General features: G+C 68.9%; 17 protein-coding genes and 1 pseudogene. 6 read left to right on the top strand and 12 right to left on the bottom strand.

Annotated elements, in window-relative coordinates:
• Window positions 1-2: 2 nt before the first annotated feature.
• From KXD96_RS06125 to KXD96_RS06105, 5 genes and pseudogenes are all read right to left on the bottom strand, one after another.
• A complete protein-coding gene (locus tag KXD96_RS06125) occupies window positions 3-1,052 on the bottom strand; it encodes an ABC transporter permease (protein WP_260745243.1) in 1,050 nt (349 codons plus the stop codon).
• Window positions 1,053-1,332: 280 nt separating this feature from the next.
• A pseudogene (locus tag KXD96_RS06120) lies at window positions 1,333-1,565 on the bottom strand (FMNH2-dependent monooxygenase); the annotation flags it as partial.
• 24 nt (window positions 1,566-1,589) lie between these two features.
• Window positions 1,590-2,087, bottom strand: a complete 498-nt coding sequence (locus tag KXD96_RS06115; RefSeq protein ID WP_260743601.1) for a GNAT family N-acetyltransferase — start codon at window positions 2,085-2,087, stop codon at window positions 1,590-1,592.
• Window positions 2,088-2,094: 7 nt separating this feature from the next.
• Window positions 2,095-2,964: a class I SAM-dependent methyltransferase gene (locus KXD96_RS06110; protein WP_260743598.1), complete on the bottom strand. Its 870-nt coding sequence runs from the start codon at window positions 2,962-2,964 to the stop codon at window positions 2,095-2,097.
• Window positions 2,965-2,968: 4 nt separating this feature from the next.
• Window positions 2,969-3,331 carry a DUF3054 domain-containing protein gene (locus KXD96_RS06105; protein WP_260743596.1) on the bottom strand — a complete coding sequence of 121 codons (363 nt, stop codon included), beginning with the start codon at window positions 3,329-3,331 and terminating at the stop codon, window positions 2,969-2,971.
• Between the two features lie 71 nt (window positions 3,332-3,402).
• Between KXD96_RS06105 and KXD96_RS06100 the strand changes: the two genes are divergently transcribed.
• The 5 genes from KXD96_RS06100 to KXD96_RS06080 are packed head-to-tail and all read left to right on the top strand — an operon-like array spanning window position 3,403 to window position 7,768.
• Window positions 3,403-4,149, top strand: a complete 747-nt coding sequence (locus KXD96_RS06100; RefSeq protein ID WP_260743593.1) for an SDR family NAD(P)-dependent oxidoreductase — start codon at window positions 3,403-3,405, stop codon at window positions 4,147-4,149.
• A gap of 5 nt (window positions 4,150-4,154) precedes the next feature.
• Window positions 4,155-5,339 (top strand): acyl-CoA dehydrogenase family protein, encoded by a 1,185-nt coding sequence (locus KXD96_RS06095; protein ID WP_260743592.1) that lies wholly within the window; start codon window positions 4,155-4,157, stop codon window positions 5,337-5,339.
• Window position 5,340: 1 nt separating this feature from the next.
• Entirely contained in the window at window positions 5,341-6,489 is a 1,149-nt protein-coding gene (locus KXD96_RS06090) for an acyl-CoA dehydrogenase family protein (RefSeq protein WP_260743590.1), read from the top strand.
• Entirely contained in the window at window positions 6,489-7,151 is a 663-nt protein-coding gene (locus tag KXD96_RS06085; protein ID WP_260743588.1) for a TetR/AcrR family transcriptional regulator, read from the top strand. Before KXD96_RS06090 ends, KXD96_RS06085 begins: the two co-directional genes overlap by 1 nt.
• A gap of 5 nt (window positions 7,152-7,156) precedes the next feature.
• Window positions 7,157-7,768, top strand: coding sequence for a hypothetical protein (locus KXD96_RS06080; protein WP_260743586.1), 612 nt, complete (start codon window positions 7,157-7,159; stop codon window positions 7,766-7,768).
• 32 nt (window positions 7,769-7,800) lie between these two features.
• Here KXD96_RS06080 and KXD96_RS06075 read toward each other — a convergent pair whose 3' ends face one another.
• Window positions 7,801-8,457 carry a sensor domain-containing protein gene (locus KXD96_RS06075; protein WP_260743585.1) on the bottom strand — a complete coding sequence of 219 codons (657 nt, stop codon included), beginning with the start codon at window positions 8,455-8,457 and terminating at the stop codon, window positions 7,801-7,803.
• A gap of 87 nt (window positions 8,458-8,544) precedes the next feature.
• Here KXD96_RS06075 and KXD96_RS06070 point away from each other — a divergent pair, with 87 nt between their 5' ends.
• The gene (locus KXD96_RS06070) at window positions 8,545-9,924 is read left to right on the top strand and encodes an NAD(P)/FAD-dependent oxidoreductase (protein WP_260743584.1); all 1,380 of its coding nucleotides are present in this window, start codon (window positions 8,545-8,547) and stop codon (window positions 9,922-9,924) included.
• Here the strand turns inward: KXD96_RS06070 and KXD96_RS06065 are convergent.
• The 6 genes from KXD96_RS06065 to KXD96_RS06040 form a co-directional block, all read right to left on the bottom strand.
• The gene (locus tag KXD96_RS06065; RefSeq protein WP_260743583.1) at window positions 9,921-11,147 is read right to left on the bottom strand and encodes an O-succinylhomoserine sulfhydrylase; all 1,227 of its coding nucleotides are present in this window, start codon (window positions 11,145-11,147) and stop codon (window positions 9,921-9,923) included. The two genes, KXD96_RS06070 and KXD96_RS06065, sit on opposite strands and share 4 nt — an antisense overlap.
• Window positions 11,144-11,578, bottom strand: a complete 435-nt coding sequence (locus KXD96_RS06060; protein ID WP_260743581.1) for a rhodanese-like domain-containing protein — start codon at window positions 11,576-11,578, stop codon at window positions 11,144-11,146. Before KXD96_RS06060 ends, KXD96_RS06065 begins: the two co-directional genes overlap by 4 nt.
• 20 nt (window positions 11,579-11,598) lie before the next feature.
• Window positions 11,599-12,813: a formate-dependent phosphoribosylglycinamide formyltransferase gene (gene purT, locus KXD96_RS06055; RefSeq protein ID WP_396878072.1), complete on the bottom strand. Its 1,215-nt coding sequence runs from the start codon at window positions 12,811-12,813 to the stop codon at window positions 11,599-11,601.
• 29 nt (window positions 12,814-12,842) lie between these two features.
• Window positions 12,843-13,481, bottom strand: coding sequence for a PaaI family thioesterase (locus tag KXD96_RS06050; RefSeq protein WP_260743580.1), 639 nt, complete (start codon window positions 13,479-13,481; stop codon window positions 12,843-12,845).
• A complete protein-coding gene (locus tag KXD96_RS06045; RefSeq protein ID WP_260743579.1) occupies window positions 13,478-14,776 on the bottom strand; it encodes an adenylosuccinate synthase in 1,299 nt (432 codons plus the stop codon). The genes KXD96_RS06050 and KXD96_RS06045 overlap by 4 nt, the downstream gene beginning before the upstream one ends.
• Window positions 14,777-15,030: 254 nt before the next feature.
• Window positions 15,031-15,939 carry a histidine phosphatase family protein gene (locus tag KXD96_RS06040; protein ID WP_260743577.1) on the bottom strand — a complete coding sequence of 303 codons (909 nt, stop codon included), beginning with the start codon at window positions 15,937-15,939 and terminating at the stop codon, window positions 15,031-15,033.
• Window positions 15,940-16,148: the final 209 nt, after the last annotated feature.

Genomic DNA, 16,148 nt, shown 5'->3' with positions numbered 1-16,148 from the left:
GACTACGAACCCCCGAACGCCAGCACCGGGTCGACCGCTACCGCGTGCCGCAACCCCGCCAAGCTCGCCAACAGCCCGATGACCACCGCGGTCGCCACCAACGACAGGAAGGCAGGGGCGGTCACCACCACGAGCATCGGAAACAGCGGGCCGAGCAGCACCGCCAGCAGGCCGCCAAGCATCGCCGCAACCGACGCGACGAGCACCGCCTGCAGGATGAGCCCGGCGAGCACCGATCCAGTGGCGACACCGAGGGCTTTGAACACCGCGAAGTCGCGGGTCCGCTCCAACGCGGAGAGATAGATCAGCGATCCCACGATCTGTGCCGCCACCGCCCACAGCAGAATCGTCAGATACGACAGGGCCAGGCGAGCCCCGTGCAGCGGGCGCACCATGTCATCCACCGCAGCCCGGCGGTCCACGAGACGGAAGCCATCCGGTATCTGCGTGGGCTTGCCGCGCAGGCCGATAGCGGAAATCACCGGCTGCCCGGAAAACATCAATCGCTGAGCTCCCGCGACGGTCAGAAACGCGTTGGGTTGGCCGGCGAGCGTGGTCGACTTGTCGACCAGCCCCACGATCCGCAGCACCTGCGAGCCCACCTCGACGTCGTCGCCAATGGAACGCCCCAGCGTGTTCGACATGGCAACCTCATCGGGATTCGACGGTGCTCGCCCCGCCGCGATGGGGGGCATCCCCAGCCCATGCTCGGGCAGACCGTAGACGTTCAGGTTTTCCGGCGAGCGCCGATCTTGCAGGATCGTGTTGCCGTAGACGACTGGGATCGCCGATTCGAAGCCCGGGAGCCGGACGACCGCCTGCGTTTCGGCCTCCGGGAATCTCGATGAACCCATGAACGGACCTACTGCACCCGTCTTGATGAGGTAGGTGTCAACCCCGATCGAGTCGACCACACGTTGGGCCTCGACCCGGAACCCGAGCGTCAGCCCGGTGAGGATGAGCGTCATCGCGAATACCATCCCGGTGCCAACGGCCGCGATGATGAAGCGTCGCCGTCGCCACTGTATGTCCCGCAATGCGGTGAGCAGCAAGGGCGTGCGTGCCCGCTCGTGCAAGTCACCGATATACCGCACGGGTCGGTCTCCAATCTAGTCTTTTGGCAAGAATCCCCAGCTCCAGGTCGGGTCGCCTAGAGCCGAAGGGCCTTGATCGGACGTGACCTACGCCCCGCTTTCCCCGTTCTCGCCTTGCTCGACAGGGGGCGGCCCGCAAACAACTGCGTAGAACCGCTGGTGGCGACGAGAAGTTTTGCGCCGTGGGATTCTTCGTCGCCCGGTGGTCACGTCGCGTGATGATCGTGTCGTGCTCTCAGCTGTCCCACAACCGGCGCACCACCTCGACGTACTCGACGGCCTCGTCAAAGGGGGTCCCGGAGACGTCGCGGCGGCCGAACAGGGCCGCCTCGCGCGCGGCGGTGCTCACCCGCGGCTGCCAGCAAGCCCGGCCGTGTGACGGGAAAGTCGAGGCTCGCAATGGATTTGGAGACTATTAACGGGCTCGGCGTGGGTGACCGTGGCCACCGGAATCAGCCCGATGTGCCGCGTCGACCCGACCGGCGGCATCACCGGTCATGCCAGCCATTTCTCGAAGGCGATCGGGACGAACGGCCCCCAGGACGGCAGCGGGTCGGCCGGCACCCGGATGTACCCGGTCGCGTCGTACAGCGCCTCGGCCTCGGGTTGCCGGTTGCCGGTGATCAGGTAGAGCCTTCGGTACCCGCGCGCGGCGGTCTCGGCCTCCAAGGCCGCGAGCAGGACCCGCGCGTAGCCGCGGCGCCGATAGGCGCGGTCGGTCCAGATCCGTTTGAGCTCGGCGGTCTGCGCGTCGTAACGGCAAAACGCGCCGCCGGTGACGGGCACGCCGTCCAGCACACCGATCAGCAGCCCGCCGTCCGGCGCGGCCAACTCGGCCTCCGGCACGGGCAGCCAGGACAGGTGCGTGCTCGGCGTGCCGCCGTAGCGCTGCGCGTACTCGTCGGCCAGTTCGGCCAGCAGCGGCTGCGCCAGCGGGTCGTTGTGGGTGGCCGACACGAACCGGAGCTCTTCGCCGGGGACTGACTGGGACATCAAACCTTTAAACCCGCGTCGCAGTGAGGTATTCCGGGACGAACTCGCTACCGCTGGGGCGGCGCCGCCTGCCTGGCAGCCCCATGGCGGCAAGCAGGTCGGTGACGTTGCGCCGCACCGTCTGCCAGCCGTGGGCCGCCAAATACTCCGGGACGTAATGGTATTGGCCCGCATGGGTCAGGCTGGCCAGGTCGACATCCAGGCCGTGTTGGCGCCAGCCTTCGACAAACGACCGCTCCGCCTCCAGCTGCAACGGGGTCCAGGTCGGCATGTGGTCGGCGGCCAACCGGCTGCCCGCGGCGCTCAGCGCGGTGATCCCGTGCAGCAAGCGGTCCTGAACGCCGGGCGTCAGGTACCCGATCAGCAACTGCTCTGCGACCCACACCGTGGGCACGGTCGCGTCGAACCCGACCCGCCGCAGCGCGGCCGGCCAATCCTGATGCAGGCCCACACCGACCGCCCGCCGGCTCGCGGCGAGTTCGGCACCCAGGCCCCCCAGCACCCCGGCTTTGAAGTCGAGCACCTCGGGCCGGTCGATCTCGTAAACGGTTGTCCCCCGCGGCCACCACAGCCGGTACGGCCGGGCGTCCAGACCCGATACCAGGATCACCACTTGGCGAAGACCCGCCCTTCCGGCATCGGCGACGAACTCGTCGACGAACCGGGTGTACGCCGCGCAGATGTCCAGGAACCGCGGGCCGGCGGTGTCCTCGGCGGCGAACCGATCGTCGTCGAGCACACGGACGAAGTGGTTGACCCCCGCCGCGCGCACCAACGGGTCGGCGAACGGGTCGTTCAGCTGCCCCTTGTTGGTGGCGACGGCCCGCGCGACGGCGCCCAATGCCGCGGTCACCGGCACGCCCACGGTCGCCGCCATGGTCCTACACGCCGGACCGGCGCCGAAGCATCAGCCCGGCGGCCGCTCGCCAGCCGAGCAACAACAACGCGGTGACCGACGCCGCCACCACCACGAAACTGGCCGCCACGCCGGCGGAACTGGCCTTGCGCAACACCATGCCGACGACCACGGTGCACAGCCAGACGACCACCCCGGTCGGCACCACCGCGGTGGGACGCCGCCAGGCGCGGGATGCCAGCCACCCCACGACGGTTCCGGTGAGGAACGGCCACGCCGTCGCGGCGACGCCGGCGATGTTGAGTCCCTCGTCGTGGCTGCGCCGCCCGGCGGCGCAAAACACCAGCACTCCGATGACGTCCAGGCCCAGCCACACCACCCGCCGCATGCCGCGAGACTACCCGGGCGGGCGGGGCTGTCCTTGACCCTGCCGCCGCGGTGAACCTAAGTTCGTCGGCAATGAACGCACATTCAAGGGGCCGCCTCGCGGTGGTGACCGGCGCCGGGTCGGGCATCGGCAGGGCGATAGCGCTGGGCTTCGCCGCGCAAAGCGACCGGGTAATCGCCGCCGACCTGGACGAGGCCGCGGCGGCGGCGACCGCCAAGGAACACCCCCAGCTGATCACCGCCCTGCCGGTGGACGTCGCCGACCCGGCCCGGGTCGGCGCCCTGCGGGACGCGACGCACGCCGAAGCCGGCGTGCCCGACATCGTCGTCAACGCCGCCGGCTGGGATCGCACCGACCAATTCCTCAACGCCACACCGGAATTCGCGGCCAAGGTGGTGGCGATCAACTACCTGGGGCCGGTGCACGTCTGCGCCGCGTTCCTGCCGGGATTGATCGAGACGCACGGCGGCGGGCGCGTGGTCAACGTGGCCAGTGACGCGGGCCGCGTCGGCAGCGCCGGGGAATCCATCTACGCCGGCGCCAAGGGCGGGGTGATCGCGCTGACCAAGTCGCTGGCCCGGGAGATGGCCCGCCACCAGATCACGGTCAACTGCGTGTGCCCCGGCCCGACCGACACGCCGCTGTTCCACGCCCAACCCGAGAAGTTGAAAGAGGCGCTGGTCAAGGCCATCCCGTTCCGCCGCCTGGCCCGGCCCGAGGAGGTCGCCGCGCCCGTGCTGTTCTTCGCCTCGCCGGCCGCGTCGTTCATCACCGGGCAGGTGATCAGCGTCAGCGGCGGCCTGACGATGGCAGGCTGAGACTTATGAGCGCGCAGAAACCTCCCGCCTTCGACCGGTATGACCCCCTGGGCCTGGACGCCTCACTGTCCAGCGACGAGCTCGCGGTCCGCGACACCGTCCGCCAGTTCTGCGCCGAGCATGTCCTTCCCTACGTCGCGGAGTGGTTCGAGATCGGCGACCTGCCGGTGCGCGAACTCGCCAAAGGCTTCGGCCAGCTCGGCCTGCTGGGCATGCACCTGGAGGGCTACGGGTGCGGCGGGGCGTCCGCCGTGCACTACGGCCTGGCCTGCGTGGAGCTGGAGGCCGCCGACTCCGGCCTGCGGTCGATGGTCTCGGTGCAGGGGTCGCTGGCCATGTTCGCGATCTGGAGCTTCGGGTCCGAGGAGCAGAAGCAGGAGTGGCTGCCCGGCATGGCCACCGGCGAACTGCTGGGCTGTTTCGGGCTGACCGAACCCGACGTGGGGTCCGATCCCGCCGCGATGAAGACCCGCGCCCGGCGCGACGGTTCGGATTGGGTGCTGAACGGCCGCAAGCTGTGGATCACCAACGGCTCGGTCGCCCACGTCGCGGTCGTGTGGGCCGCCACCGACGAGGGGATTCGGGGCTTCCTAGTGCCCACCAGGACACCGGGATTCACCGCCAACACCATTCACCACAAGCTGTCGCTGCGGGCCTCGATCACCAGCGAGCTGGTGCTCGACGACGTGCGGCTGCCCGCCGACGCGATGCTGCCCGAGGCCAACGGCCTGCGGGGGCCGCTGTCCTGCCTGTCCGAGGCGCGCTACGGCATCATCTGGGGCTCGATGGGTGCGGCGCGGTCGGCCTGGCAGGCCGCGCTCGACTACGCCACGCAGCGCACCCAGTTCGGGCGCCCGATCGCCGGATTCCAGTTGACCCAGGCGAAACTCGTCGACATGGCGGTCGAGCTGCACAAGGGCCAGCTGCTGTCGCTGCACCTGGGCCGCCTCAAGGACGGCGTCGGGCTGCGTCCCGAGCAGGTCAGCTTCGGCAAGCTGAACAACACCCGGGAGGCCATCAAGATCTGCCGGACCGCTCGAACCATCCTGGGCGGCAACGGGATATCGCTGGAGTACCCCGTCATCCGGCACATGGTCAACCTGGAGTCGGTGCTCACCTACGAGGGCACGCCCGAGATGCACCAGCTTGTCCTCGGGCAGGCGTTCACCGGCAGCGACGCCTTCCGCTGACATGGCCGCGCGGCTGGAGTACACGCCCGAGCATCACCAATTCCGGCAACTGGTGCGCGATTTCGTGCAGCGGGTGGTAGCCCCGGCGCACGAGCGGGCCGAAACGCGGGGCCAGTGGGACCGCTCGCTGTTCATCGAAGCGGGAAAACTTGGGCTGCTGGGCTTTTCGGTCCCCGAACACCTCGGCGGCCCCGGGGTCAACGACTTCCGCTACAACGCGATCGTCATCGACGAACTGCAACGAGCCGGGGCGGCGGCCGAGACCATCGCGTTCACGCTGCAAAACGACGTGGTGCTGCCCTATCTCACCGACCTGACCACTCCCGACCAACAACAACGCTGGCTGCCCGGCGTGGTGACCGGCGAGACGGTGCTCGGCATCGCCATGACCGAACCTGCCACCGGCAGCGACCTGGCCGGAATCCGCACCGCGGCGGTCCGGGACGGCGACCACTACGTCGTCAACGGCGCCAAGACGTTCATCTCCAACGGCCAATGCGGCGACCTGTTCGTCGTCGCGGTGCGAACGTCACCCGACCGGCACAAAGGGCTTTCGCTTCTGGTGGTCGACGCGGACACCCCGGGCTTCTCCCGCGGCCGCAACCTGGAGAAGATCGGCCTGCACGCGCAGGACACCAGCGAGCTCGCCTTTACCGACATGCGGGTCCCGGTAGCCAATCTGCTCGGAGAAGAGGGCAGCGGCTTCTACCAGCTGATGCAGAACCTGCCGCAGGAGCGGCTCGCGCTGGGGGTGGGGGCGGTGGCCGCCGCCGAAGCCATCCTGGCCGAGACGCTGGAGTACGTGCGCGGCCGCACGGCGTTCGGAACGCCGATCGGCAACTTCCAGCACAGCCAATTCGTGCTCGCCGAGGTGGCGACCGAAATCGACGTCGCCCGAACCTATCTCGACGACTGCCTGGCCCAGCACCTCACCGGCGAGCTGACGGCCGCGCGGGCCGCGCGGCTGAAATGGTGGACCACCGACCTGCAGGTGCGGACGGCCGACCGCTGCCTGCAACTGCACGGCGGCTACGGCTACATGCGCGAATATGCCGTGGCGCGCGCGTTCGTCGACGCCCGCATCCAGACCATCTACGGCGGGACCAACGAGATCATGAAGACGATCGTCGCCAAGGACCTGGGCATCTGATGACCGTCGACTACGGCGAGCTGCCCGTCCGGGAGGCCGTCCGCGCGGCCCGGGCCAGCTCCCGGCGCCGCCAGGTGCTCGACGCCGCGGTCAAGGTCATGGGCAGGCACGGCTTCCACCAGATGTCGATGCAGGACCTGGCCGCCGAGGCGAAGGTCAGCGTCGGCCTCATCTACACCTACTTCGGCGGCAAGGAGGACCTGCTGCTCGCCACGATCGTGCGGATACTCGACGTGTTCCGCGATCAGCTGGCGCCGGTGATAAAGGCCGCCGGCGACGACGTGGTGGACCAGTTGGCCGCCGGCATCCGCCGCCACATCCAGATCGTGGACGAGAACCTCGACGGGGTGGTGCTGACCTATCGGGAAAGCCGAACCCTGGCGCCAGCCGATCGGGCGCGGATCAAGGAACTCGAAATCGCCACCGCCGCACCGCTGCGGGCCGTCATCCAAGCCGGCATCGCCCGGGGAGTGTTCCGCGACGTCGACGTCGACCTCACCGTGTTCGACATCATGCTGCTCGCGCACGGTTGGGCGCTCAAGCACTGGCACTTCGGGCCGACGTACAGCATCGACGAGTACATCGCCCTGCAGACCCGCCACGTGCTCGACGCGTTGGTTCGCGACGACCGTCGCGCCGACTACGCGCACGTGCTGGAATGAGAGGCATGAGACTCACCGCGCCCCGCGGCATGCTCGCGGCGCTGGCGCTGGCCGCCGTCGCCGGTATCCCGCCGGCGGACGCGGACCCCACCCCCGCGCTGCCGCCGATGACGTCGAGCGGCGCCGGCCCGATCATCGGCGGCGGCGGCAACGCCGGCATCGCGCAACTGCTGTTCAGCTTCGGTGCCCCCAACGTGCAGGAGGTGGACGGCTCGGACGCGGCGCAATTCATCACGGCCGCCGCCGGGAGCGCCAATTCGCAGCTGGCCGCGCCCTTTTCGCTGATGCGCCGGGCGCTGGCATGCCAGACCAACAACGCGGGATTCGGGGCGCGCGCCTATCGGCGCAGCGACGGGCAATGGGGCGGCGCGATGGTGGTCGCCGCCAAGAGCGCGACGCCCAACGTCGAGGGCCTGGTGAGCTGCGCCAAGACGAACTGGCGCCGGGCCACGGCCGGCACCCAGAGTTCGCTCTGCAACAGCGGTTGGAGCACCCCCAACACCTACGAGAGCCGCCGCGGCGAGACCTACTACATCCTGCTCGCCGGCACCGCCGACGACTTCTGCACCACGCTCAACGGCAAATTCAAATACATCTCCAACGGGTGGCCGTTCTAGCGGCGGGATTAACGCCCAATTGGGGCGAGCAGCTATTGGCCGAGCGTGTTCTGCATCGCCGTCGCCACCGCGTTCACCGCGGGACCGCCGTCGCCCGACTGACACACCTTGGCCTGCAGCAGAACGTTTTCCCGCAACCGGGTTTGGAAGAAGCAGCGACGATCGGTGCCCGGCTGCTGCTTGCTCCACGCGGCGTCGGTGCCCGTGATCGCACCCTTGGTGAACGACCAGACCTGCGTCGTCGCGTTGTCGATATGCATCGTTCCGGTCTGCCCCGAGCACCCGCCGGTACGGTCCAGGATCCGGTGGAAGGCCCCGTTCGCCGCATCATCGGTGGCGAACACACCGACCGCCTGCTTGACGTAGTGGGTCTCATCGGTGGGCGACTCCTGCATGACCGCGCTGTTGAACGCCTCCAGGGCGGGATCGGTGTACACCTCCGGCAGCCCGACATCGGCGTAGTTGTTGCACACCGGGACGTCGATCCAATAATCCTGCACCGGCGCCGTCGACGTGGCCGACCAGCCGATGGTCGCGCCGACGATGTTGCCCACCGACCCCTGGTCGAGAACCGCACGATTCACCACGCCCGGATCCGAAGGCCGCGCCGGGGCCGCCGGCATGGCGCCGAAACCGGCCATTACCACTGTGACAACGGCGCACGCGCGCGCACCCGCGGCTCCCAGCATGCCTTTTAGAGTAATGTGCGGCACCCGGCGCAGTCGTACGGTGGAGGTGCGCCGCAGACACACCGGGCCGGACCAGAGGGGACAAGTATGTCGCGTCATCGCGTCGTCATCATCGGAAGCGGATTCGGCGGTCTCAACGCGGCCAAGGCACTCAAACGAGCCGACGTCGACGTCACCCTGATCTCGAGGACCACGACCCACCTGTTCCAGCCCCTGCTGTATCAGGTGGCCACCGGCATCCTGTCCGAAGGCGACATCGCCCCGACCACTCGGCTGATCCTGCGCCGGCAGAAGAACGTCCGGGTGCTGTGGGGCGAGGTCAGCGAGATCGACCTGACGGCGAAGACCGTGACGTCGCACCTGATGGGCATGCAGACGGTGACGCCCTTCGACAGCCTCATCGTGGCCGCGGGCGCGCAGCAGTCCTATTTCGGCCACGACGAGTACGCCGCCTTCGCGCCCGGCATGAAAAGCATCGACGATGCCCTCGAGCTGCGGGCGCGCATCCTCGGCGCGTTCGAGGCCGCCGAAGTCGCCACCGACCCCGCCGAGCGGCAACGCCGCCTGACGTTCGTGGTGGTCGGCGCCGGCCCGACCGGGGTCGAGCTGGCCGGCGAGATCGTTCAGCTCGCCGAACGCACCCTGGCCGGGGCGTTCCGGACGATCACGCCCAGCGAATGCCGGGTCATCCTGCTCGACGCCGCGCCCGCGGTGCTGCCGCCGATGGGTGAGAACCTGGGCCTCAAGGCGCAACGCCGGCTGCAGAAGATGGACGTCGAGGTGCAGTTGAACGCCATGGTGACGTCGGTGGACTACATGGGCATCACCGTCAAAGACCCCGACGGTAGCGAGCGCCGCATCGAATGCGCGTGCAAGGTGTGGGCCGCGGGCGTGCAGGCCAGCGAGCTGGGCAAGGTGGTCGCCGAGCAATCCGATGGAACCGAGACCGACCGCGCCGGGCGGGTGATCGTCGAACCCGACCTCACCGTCAAGGGGCATCCGTACGTGTTCGTCGTCGGCGACCTGATGTCCGTGCCCGGCGTGCCGGGGATGGCCCAGGGCGCGATCCAGGGGGCGCACTACGTCACCACCCTGATCAAGCGCGCGGTCAAGGGCCACGACGATCCGGCCAACCGCAAGCCGTTCAAGTACTTCGACAAGGGCAGCATGGCGCTGATCTCGCGGTACAGCGCCGTCGCCAAGATCGGCAAGCTGGAGTTCGGCGGCTTCATCGCCTGGCTGGCGTGGCTGCTGCTGCACCTGTACTACCTGATCGGCCACCGCAACCGCATCGCCGCCATGTTCGCCTGGGGGATCTCATTCCTGGGCCGCACCCGCGGCCAGATGGCCATCACCAGCCAGATGATGTACGCCCGGCCGGTGGTGGATTGGGTGGAGCGGCAAGCGCAGGAGGGGACGCTGGCCGCGGCCGAACGCATCGAGGCGGCCGAGAAGCAGGCCGGTTAGCTAAGCGCCCGGTCGATATCGGCGATCAGGTCGTCGGTGCCCTCCAGCCCGACGGAGATGCGAACGACGTTGTCGCCCAGCCCGATCGCGGCGCGGCCCTCCGGGCCCATCGCGCGGTGGGTGGTGGTTGCCGGATGCGTGACAAGGGATTTGGCGTCGCCCAGATTGTTGGAGATGTCGATCAGCCGCAGCTTGTCCAACACCTCGAACGCCCGTTGCTTGGCTTTGTCTTCCGAACAGTCGAGTGCGAAGGTGATCACCGTCCCGCCGCCGGACATCTGGCGCTTGGCCAGATCGTATTGCGGGTGGGAGGGCAGGTACGGGTAGCGAACCCAACTCACCGCCGGATGGGTCTCCAAGAATTCCGCGATCCGATGCGCCGAGGAATTGCTGTGTTCGACCCGGATCGCCAGCGTCTCAAGGCCTTTCAGCAATACCCAGGCGTTGAACGCGCTCAGCGCCGGGCCGGTGTGCCGCATCAGCTTCTGCACCGGACCGTCGATGTACTCCTTGTCGCCCAGAATGGCGCCGCCCAGCACCCGGCCCTGGCCGTCGATGTGCTTGGTGCCCGAGTACACCACCACGTCAACGCCAAGCGGAATGCCCTGCTGCAGCAGCGGCGTGGCAAAGACGTTGTCCAACACCACTTTCGCCCCGGCGGTGTGCGCGAGCTCGACCACCGCGGCGATGTCCACCAGCGACTGCATCGGGTTGGACGGCGTCTCGAAGAACACCGCCGCGGTGGGGACGGACAGCGCCTCCTCCCACTGCGCCAGGTCGTCGCCGTCGACGAAGACGGTCTCGACGCCCCAGCGCGGCAGGATCTCGTTGCAGACCACGAAACACGACCCGAACAGGCTGCGCGATGCGACCAGCCGGTCGCCGGCGGCCAGCAGCGCGCCCAGCGAGGTGAACACCGCCGCCATGCCGCTCGCGGTGCCGAACGCCGCGGGCGCGCCCTCGATCAGGCGCAACCGCTCCTCGAACATCGTCACCGTCGGGTTGCCGTATCGCGAGTACACGAAGTGGTCCAGCTCGCCGGTGAACGACTTCTCCGCGACGGCCGCCGTCTCGTAGACGTAGCCGGACGTCAAAAACATCGCCTCGGCGGTCTCGTCGAAGCCGGACCGCAGGATCCCGCCGCGCACGCCGATGGTGGCCTGGCTGACGCCGTCGGGCAACGCCTTGGGCGTGCGGACAGAATCCCCGGGCGGGGAGGTCATAGCTGCTTCCAGGGCAATCCGATAGCGCGCCAGCCCGATTCACCGCGACGACCGTCGGGGCCCAGCTGGCCCTCGAACCCGTCCAGTACGTTGTAGGCCGGGGTGATGCCGACGCGGGTGGCGACCTCGGCGGCGCCGATGGAGCGGTTGCCCGAGCGACACAAGAAGACCACCGGACGTTCGGCTTCGGTTTCGGGCACCCGCGCCCGCAGTTCGTCGGCGAAGTTGGCGTTGTACCTGCCGTCGGACGTGTTCCATTCGATGAACACCACGTCGCGGCCCAGGCTGGACAGGTCGGGCACCCCGACGAACCGCCATTCGTCGTCGGTGCGCACGTCGACCAGCACGGCATCAGGGTTGTCGCTGAGCAGCTTCCATGCCTGCTGGGGCGTGATGTCTCCGGCGTAGGAGCCTGCTCGCTCTGTGCTCATAACCTCGGATGGTAACGAGGTCACGACACCGGCGGATCACTCACCTGTGCCGGCGCTCGTTGGGTCAGCCGGTTGGCGACCTCGCGGGCGCGGTCGCGCGCCGCCGTTACCTCCGGCGCCGTCGCCAGCGCCTGGAACCCGCGCCCGACGACGCGAACGTCGCTTTCCGGCACCTCCAGCGCCGCGGCCAGCGCGGTGGGGTCGGCGCGCTGAACGCGGTGGGCCGCGCCCGGCGAGATCATCATCGTGTCCACCGACAGGCCCAGGATGGTGCGGGCCTGCAGCTCGAACGCCGACAGCCGCTGGCTGCGCACCGTCGCCCAGGCACTGTCGGCGGGGTGGGGCGTGACGTCGGCGAAGTACACCTCGTCGCCGTTGATCATCAGCTCGACGCCGAAGACGCCCCGCCCGCCGAGTGCCTTGACGATCCGGGCGGCGATCGATTTGGCGGCGTCCAGCGCCGCCGGGCTCAGCTGCTGCGGCTGCCAGGACTCCAGCACGTCGGGGGTGCCCTCGTGGTGGCCGATGGGCGAGCAGAAGTCGATCCGCGGCCCCTGGGGACCGTCGCCGCGGACCACCAGCAGGGTGACGTAGAACTCGACCTCCACGACGGTCTCGGCCAGCACCCGGTGCTGCCCGCCGTGGCCTCCCGTCGCGCGCTGCCAGGCCGCCCCGATGTCGCCGGGCCCCGATGCGACCGACCGCCCCCGCCCCCCGGCCGCCAGCACCGGCTTGACCAGCAGCGGGTAGCCGGCGTGGGCGCCCACCGCCTCGAGCTCGCCGATCGAGCCGACGAACCAGAACGGCGCGGTGGGCAGCCCCAATTCGTCGGCGGCCAGCCGGCGCAGGCCCTCCCGGTCGGCGGTGAGCCGGACGGCTCGCGCGCTGGGCACCAGCTGGGCGCTCTCGAGTCTCTCGAGGGCCTGGGTCGCGACGGCGTCGGTGGTGGTCACCACGAAGTCCGGCCGCAGCCCGCGGATCGCCTTCGTCAGCTCGTCGGCGTCGGCGATCGAGACCACCAGCGACTGCTCGGCCACCCCGTGCGCGGGCGCGTCCGCGCGCTCGTCGACCGCGATCACCCGCGCGCCGAGGCGGCCCAGGGCGATCGCCAGTTCCCGGGCGAGCTCACCGGAACCCAGCAGCGCCACCCGCGGCCGGACATCGGCCACCTCCGCCGGCGGCGGGACGGCGAGCACGCTCGTCTTGTCGTCTGGTCCCTCGGCGCCGTCGGTCACCGCTCAAGGATAGGTCCGCTGCGCGGGCCTCACGGCTGACCGGGAAGCAGCCGCACCATCAGCCCGTTGGCCTCGGCCAGCACCGTGTCGTCACCGTCGACGAGTTCGGCGGCCACGAACGCCTTGCGGCCTTCGGTGCTCGTGACCCGGCCGCGCACCCCCAGCGGCGCATCGATCGGTGTGACCTTGCGGTAGTCCACGTGCAGGAAGGCGGTCCGGCTGATCGGCCGCCCCGCGGCGTGCGAGACCATGCCGAACACGTGGTCGAACACCAGCGGCAGCACGCCCCCGTGCACGGCGTGGTTTCCACCGACGTGAAACCGGGTGAAGTAGCCGGTCATCTCGACGCCGTCCGGCGCGTAGCGCGTCAACGTCCAGGGTGGCAGCAGCAGGCTGCCCATGCCGGGCAGGTCGGGCGTCCGCCCGGCCGGCGCCTCGCCCTCGTCGGCCTGGAACGGGCCCAGCAGGTCGGCCAGCGCCGTGGCGCGGTCGGCGGCGTCGTCCCAGACGTCGTCACCGGGATCGGCGGACACGGCGAGGTCCTGCAACCGGCGCATGGCCGCGACGAAGCGGCCGAACCCCGGGCCCGGGCTGGCGGGGCCGTATTCGGGAAAGCCGCCGTGGTGTTCGTATTCGGGGTCGAGTTCCTTCGGGTCCGGCTCCGTCACGGGCGGGCCGCCAGGACGTCGCGCCGCACGATCGTCTGTTCCCGCCCCGGGCCGACGCCGATGCACGAAACATGCGCCCCGGCAAGCTCTTCCAGCCGCAACACGTAGTCGCGCGCCTTGGCGGGCAGGTCGTCGAATTCGCGCGCACCGGAGATGTCCTCCCACCAGCCCGGCAGTTCCTCGTAGATCGGTTCGGCCCGGGCGAGGTCGCTTTGCGTCATCGGCATGTCGTTGCTGCGCTCGCCGTCGACGCGATAACCGACGCAGATCGGGACCGTCTCCAGGCCGGAGAGCACATCGAGCTTGGTCAGGAAATAGTCGGTGATGCCATTGACCCGCGTGGCGTAGCGGGCGATCACGGCGTCGAACCAGCCACAGCGGCGCCGCCGGCCGGTCGTCACGCCGAACTCGCCGCCCGTCTTCGACAGGTATTCGCCGTTCTCGTCGAACAGCTCGGTGGGGAACGGCCCCGAGCCCACCCGGGTGGTGTAGGCCTTGAGGATCCCGAGCACGGTGGTGATGCGGGTGGGGCCGATGCCGGACCCGACGGCCGCGCCGCCGGCGGTCGGATTCGACGACGTCACATAGGGATACGTGCCGTGGTCGACGTCGAGCAGGGTGCCCTGCGAGCCCTCCAGCAGCACCGTCTCGCCGGTCTCGAGCGCGGCGTTGAGCAGATGCCGGGTGTCGCGGATGCGGTGCCGGAACCCCTCCGCCTGTTCCAGGAGAGCGTCGACGACCTGGTGCGGGTCCAGCGCCTTGCGGTTGTAGATCTTGACCAGGATCTGGTTCTTCAGTTCCAGCGCGGCCTCGACCTTGTGGGTCAGCTGTTCGGGATCGAGCACGTCGGCGACCCGGATCCCCTGGCGGGCGATCTTGTCCTGGTAGCACGGCCCGATCCCGCGGCCGGTGGTGCCGATCTTCTTGTTACCCATGTAGCGCTCGGTGACCTTGTCGATGGCGACGTGGTAGGGCAACAGCAGGTGCGCGTCGGCGGAGATCAAGAGCTTGGTGGTGTCCACGCCGCGGTCTTCGAGGCCTTTCAGCTCGTCGAGCAGCACGCCCGGGTCGACCACCACGCCGTTGCCGATGACGTTGGTGACGCCGGGGGTCAGCACGCCGGAGGGGATGAGGTGCAGCGCGAAGTTCTCGCCGCTGGGCAGGACGACGGTGTGCCCGGCGTTGTTGCCGCCCTGATAGCGCACCACCCACTGCACGCGACCGCCGAGCAGGTCAGTCGCCTTACCTTTGCCCTCGTCGCCCCACTGGGCGCCGATGAGGACGATTGCCGGCATGACTTGCTCCCGCCTGCTTACTGTGGTTCTACTTGCAAAGCGCCGTATCTTGCAGCGCTGCAACGGTTTGCGGCATCACCCGGTGACTCGAGCTGCCGACCCGCACTAGCGCCTCGGTTGACCACTGAAGGACCGCGCGCGTAGCTGGACGCATCTTTGCTTGCCGCGCTCACGTGGCGATCCTAAACGTCGGACAGCGACGGACTTGTGCCAAGGGCCGTTTGATCCCGACTCGTGTCGGCGCCGGCTCATCCCTACGCCGTCGGGGCCGGTTTGGCCGCGCATACACCGCCGGCGGTCGGCGCGTCCAACATCAGGCACAAGGGCTGGCGGTCACGGACGGGCCGCTTGGCCGCCCAACCCTGCCACACTGGTTTCCCGTTCCAACTGACCAGCGTCCAGCCATCGTGCGGATTGCCCTGGATGACGACGATGCCGGCGTTGGGCAGCGGGTCGAAGAGCAGGAGCAGCGGATTGGGGTTCCTGACGCTCATCATCGTCCCGACGCCGATCGTGAACTCGCTGGAGAACGCCACTTCGGTGATCTTGCCGCCCGCCGACCGGACCGGGTTGGCCATGGCGTTGCCGTACATCAGTTGCAGGGAGTCGTTGAAGCGACTCGCGTTGGTCGCCGCGTTGCCGTACATCGTTTGCAGCGCGCCGTCGAAGCGTTTGTGGAATTCGAACCCGTTGACGTCGGTGGAGCCCGGAGCCAGCATCGGCACGATACGCAACCCGAGCAACCACGCCACGGGGCCCAGCAGGTATACCAGCCCCCAAAGGCTGAACTGCGGTAAGCCATTGAAAGCGCCGGCGTCGATCTCGTTGAGCCCGGGCAAAGCCTGAACATTCATCCCCAACATGGCCGCCAACGGCGCCGCGGTCTGCTGCGTCCTGATCAGCTGCGACGCGAAGATCCCAGCGACCGGGCCCTGCGCGGCGAGCGCGTTGGCGATGTTCTGCGCCTGTTGCTGGCCGAGCGTGGTCAGTACCGTTCCGGGCACCGAAGTGTCGATCACGTGCGCCGCGTTGCCTTCCGACTGGCCATGCCGCACCAAGTCGATGACGATCGATTCGTCGGCCGAGGCCGTTGCGGGCGCGACGCACAGCAGGGCAGACGAAAGCGCTACGGCGCCAATACGGCTAAGCTGCTTCGTCAGCAATGGACGCGCGTGGTGAGTCGGCGAATGGCGGTTCTCCGTTCTCTTAGCCACTCGTTGGCTTACCCGGTGGCAGGTGTAAAGTATCCGGTTGTTACCAGGCGGTGGCGCAACAACTTTCGCAGTCCGAAACCATGTTGTGACCGCGTCGTTATGACGAGATCATCCAGCGCCCAAGTGATCTGGTCGTCGACCAGATGAGAGATGTTGGG

The organism is Mycobacterium sp. SMC-2, from assembly GCF_025263485.1.
In the GTDB taxonomy this organism is placed as follows: domain Bacteria; phylum Actinomycetota; class Actinomycetes; order Mycobacteriales; family Mycobacteriaceae; genus Mycobacterium.
Note: the sequence above shows the minus strand (reverse complement) of the source record. Positions and strands in the feature narration are given on the sequence as shown.

Coding starts and splice junctions, on each gene's coding strand:
- KXD96_RS06115 (WP_260743601.1), bottom strand. CDS start 2,087: ATGTCCCAGTCAGTCCCCGGCGAAGAGCTCCGGTTCGTGTCGGCCACC.
- KXD96_RS06110 (WP_260743598.1), bottom strand. CDS start 2,964: ATGGCGGCGACCGTGGGCGTGCCGGTGACCGCGGCATTGGGCGCCGTC.
- KXD96_RS06105 (WP_260743596.1), bottom strand. CDS start 3,331: ATGCGGCGGGTGGTGTGGCTGGGCCTGGACGTCATCGGAGTGCTGGTG.
- KXD96_RS06100 (WP_260743593.1), top strand. CDS start 3,403: ATGAACGCACATTCAAGGGGCCGCCTCGCGGTGGTGACCGGCGCCGGG.
- KXD96_RS06095 (WP_260743592.1), top strand. CDS start 4,155: ATGAGCGCGCAGAAACCTCCCGCCTTCGACCGGTATGACCCCCTGGGC.
- KXD96_RS06090 (WP_260743590.1), top strand. CDS start 5,341: ATGGCCGCGCGGCTGGAGTACACGCCCGAGCATCACCAATTCCGGCAA.
- KXD96_RS06085 (WP_260743588.1), top strand. CDS start 6,489: ATGACCGTCGACTACGGCGAGCTGCCCGTCCGGGAGGCCGTCCGCGCG.
- KXD96_RS06080 (WP_260743586.1), top strand. CDS start 7,157: ATGAGACTCACCGCGCCCCGCGGCATGCTCGCGGCGCTGGCGCTGGCC.
- KXD96_RS06075 (WP_260743585.1), bottom strand. CDS start 8,457: ATGCTGGGAGCCGCGGGTGCGCGCGCGTGCGCCGTTGTCACAGTGGTA.
- KXD96_RS06070 (WP_260743584.1), top strand. CDS start 8,545: ATGTCGCGTCATCGCGTCGTCATCATCGGAAGCGGATTCGGCGGTCTC.
- KXD96_RS06065 (WP_260743583.1), bottom strand. CDS start 11,147: ATGACCTCCCCGCCCGGGGATTCTGTCCGCACGCCCAAGGCGTTGCCC.
- KXD96_RS06060 (WP_260743581.1), bottom strand. CDS start 11,578: ATGAGCACAGAGCGAGCAGGCTCCTACGCCGGAGACATCACGCCCCAG.
- KXD96_RS06045 (WP_260743579.1), bottom strand. CDS start 14,776: ATGCCGGCAATCGTCCTCATCGGCGCCCAGTGGGGCGACGAGGGCAAA.